The organism is Acinetobacter sp. YH16051, from assembly GCF_013417135.1.
In the GTDB taxonomy this organism is placed as follows: domain Bacteria; phylum Pseudomonadota; class Gammaproteobacteria; order Pseudomonadales; family Moraxellaceae; genus Acinetobacter; species Acinetobacter towneri.
This window is the reverse complement of the sequence record NZ_VPEN01000065.1, coordinates 1-3,095: the sequence shown is the minus strand read 5'-3', so window position 1 is coordinate 3,095 and position 3,095 is coordinate 1. Positions and strand designations below refer to the sequence as shown.

General features: G+C 34.1%; 3 protein-coding genes and 1 pseudogene. 2 read left to right on the top strand and 2 right to left on the bottom strand.

Features of this window, described 5'->3' with window-relative positions:
* Positions 1-32: 32 nt before the first annotated feature.
* Entirely contained in the window at positions 33-974 is a 942-nt protein-coding gene (gene repM / locus FTV41_RS14090; RefSeq protein ID WP_087554602.1) for a replication initiation protein RepM, read from the bottom strand.
* A gap of 811 nt (positions 975-1,785) precedes the next feature.
* Here repM and FTV41_RS14085 point away from each other — a divergent pair.
* Positions 1,786-2,130: an SMR family transporter gene (locus FTV41_RS14085; RefSeq protein ID WP_045125031.1), complete on the top strand. Its 345-nt coding sequence runs from the start codon at positions 1,786-1,788 to the stop codon at positions 2,128-2,130.
* A complete protein-coding gene (locus FTV41_RS14080; RefSeq protein ID WP_179991715.1) occupies positions 2,131-2,688 on the top strand; it encodes a TetR family transcriptional regulator in 558 nt (185 codons plus the stop codon).
* A gap of 127 nt (positions 2,689-2,815) precedes the next feature.
* Here the strand turns inward: FTV41_RS14080 and FTV41_RS15105 are convergent.
* Positions 2,816-3,095: pseudogene (locus tag FTV41_RS15105) on the bottom strand (hypothetical protein); the annotation flags it as partial.

Below are 3,095 nucleotides of genomic sequence, written 5' to 3'. Positions count from 1 at the left end.
TTGAAAATTGGCTGTTAGGTTCTCCAGTTGCATCATGATTTAAATCCTGCTTTCTCTAAAAATGGGTAAAGTTCTCTAAATTTTTCAGGCTCTAAAAGCATGTCAGCGATACGAATAGCAAATTGTTGGTAGCTTTCTGTACCTTTTGAATATTTACTCATTTCAGGCATTTCTGACATTTTATTGGCAAATAAATGGCGTTGTGCATCGGTCATTTTTATAAAAAAGTCAGGGGTGTTAGGGTCACGCTTAGTATTAATTTTAGGTTTATCGTCTTTTTTTTGCTTAAACTTAAATGAAAACCCAGAAATGATACGTCCTTGCTTGTGTTGTTCGTAACTTACTGTGATATCTGTATATTTATTAATTTGTTTAATAGCAGGGTCTAAGACACGATTCTTAAAATCATAGACTCTAGGATATTCATGCTCCTCAATAGCAAGGCGTTCTCTTAACGTATTTAATTCTATTACTGGAACAACTTTCGTGCTTTGCCATTGAATCATCATTTCATAAAGGCGAATAGCATAAACGCTCGTTAATTGGGCTGTTTTAGATAATCTATATCGTGTGAAACAATCTTTCAGTTGTCCAATCATGCTAAAAACATCATCGGCTAACTGAAATTTAATATATCCCTGCGTATCTGCATAACTAATTTTTTGTACCCATCTCGATTTAACACATTCTATAAAATCAGGTTTTTGATAGACCCGATCATACGTGAAGTAACGGTTAAATAATCGCTCACTTGCATCCCTTAATACCTTATAAGCATCGGATTCATCAGTATTAAATAGCTTGGAGTAATCTTTTGCATATACTCTAAATTCTCGTGTGTGGAATAAGCCTTTATCACTTTCATATTCAGCTAATTCAGTGAAGGCTACATGTAGTATTCGATATTCAGTCAAACTGAGATTAAAGCAAGCTTCAACAAGAGTATTACTTTTTATAACTAGATCATTTTTCATTTGGTTTAAGGATTATTTTTCTGCAATAAAACGACACTATATTATAAAAGCGTTAATTAAAACAACAACATTATTTTTTATTGTCGTTATATAGGGTAAATCTGTCGTTGTATAAGGGTAAATCTGTCGTTGTATAAGGGTAAATCTGTCGTTGTATAAGGGTAAATCTGTCGTTGTATGAGGCTGAAGAGTATTGCTATATAAGGCTTTCATGCTGTCTAAAACTATTAAAACTATTAAAACTATTAAAAAGGGAAAAACTATTAAAACTGCCCTATGTACTCGCTAAAGCTCGTACTCTATTGAAGCTCGTTCCTCGCTTCGTGGGGCAGTTTTTGGTTAATCCTGTTTGTGAAATCTAAAAGCAAAAGCATTGGTAATGTATTCGCTTCGCTCATACTTTTTGAAAAGCAAAAGCTCCAAAGTTCGCACCCATTCGGGATGCTCTGTATCTTTCGTTATGAAGCAAAAGGGAGCTTGTAATCAGGGAAAAGGCAGGGGCAAAATTTTAATGCCAGGTGGTCGCTCGTAGACACTCGCTCGGCTCTTACTGGAATGATTAAAATATCTAATCAAAAACGTGGAACATTGTTTAAATATTAAGCGTGGAACGTGAATAATTATAAAAAAACCCCATACGGGCTAGAATGGGGTATTAAGATTAGAATATAACATTGATATTTAAGGAAAATAAATATCAGTTTCGTATAAGTTGTATTATGTTAATTTTAGAAAATCTAAAATAATTATTGATAATTTTTTTTTGAAAATTTAACATACCTTCCGATGGGTATTTTAGGTATGATTACTTATGAACAGTGTGTTACTCGCTTATGTATTACTTGGATTTTCAATAGTTTCCGAAGTGATTGGAAGTAGTTTTTTAGTTAAATCGGAAGGGTTTACAAAACTTTTTCCAAGCGTGATGGTCTTTATTTTTTTTAGCACGGCATTTTATTTATTATCACAAGTTATTAAAACAATCCCTTTAGGTATCGCATACGCTATATGGGCTGGTGTTGGGATTGTTCTAACTGCTGTAGTTGGCTACTTTGTTTTTAAACAGACACTAGATAATCCTGCTTTAATTGGAATTGGTTTTATCGTATCTGGCGTAATAATTATTAATTTATTTTCGCAATCAGCAGGTCATTAAGTGAAAGAAATTCGGCAACAAAAGAAGCAACCAGAGGTTATTCGAAAGCGCATCCTTGAACAGGCAACTATTCTTGTTTCTCAAAAGGGTATTTCTGGTGTTTCTATTCAAAATATTGCTACAGCAGTAGGTATAACAAAAGGGGGGGTATTTCACCATTTCCCGAATAAAAAAAATTTGATAGAAGAAATGTTCAATCAAATAATTCTTGATTTAGATCAAACAGTTGAATACTTGATTAAACGCGATCCAACAGAATATGGTAAATTCACACGAGCTTATATTCATAGTCCTTTTATCCATCAAATAGATGGGGTGGTTTCTGCTTGGTCAGCGTTATCAATGACTATGATCACAGAGCCTACCTTTAATAAAATTTGGATGGAATGGCTAAAAAATAGATTATCTCAACATGCAGAAACGGATAGTCATCCTGATTTAGAGTTACTTCGTTTAGCAGCAGATGGGTTGTGGCTACAAAGTATTACCGGAGTCATTGATGATGAGCAATGTTCAAAATTAGAAGACGATCTGCTTAATCGAACCTATTTAACATAAAATCTCTTATGCGAAATTTCAGCTCGATGCTTTGAAAGATGGCTAAAGCCATGTTTCAAAGTCGGGCAATTTTGCGCTTGCTGTAATTTGATTTGTAATGAGAAAAACCAAGCAAAGTACCGATCAACTAGTATTTTTTAGGGTCGATCTGACACCAGTCATACGTTTTTTCTTTGACACTACTCGGTTCAAACGAGTAGCAATTTTTCCTCATTATTCTCACCAATGTTTCACCATCACTTTCTCGAATTTGTAGCGGATATTTTTTTAGTACAGCCATATCTGCTCTACGTTCATCAATTTCGTCTTTGCTTGGTATGTATAAAAAGATAGCCAAAATGAATACCATCATCACAGCCACAAACGTGCTGGCAAAAATAAGGATAAGTTTTAAGTTGAGCCTGTTT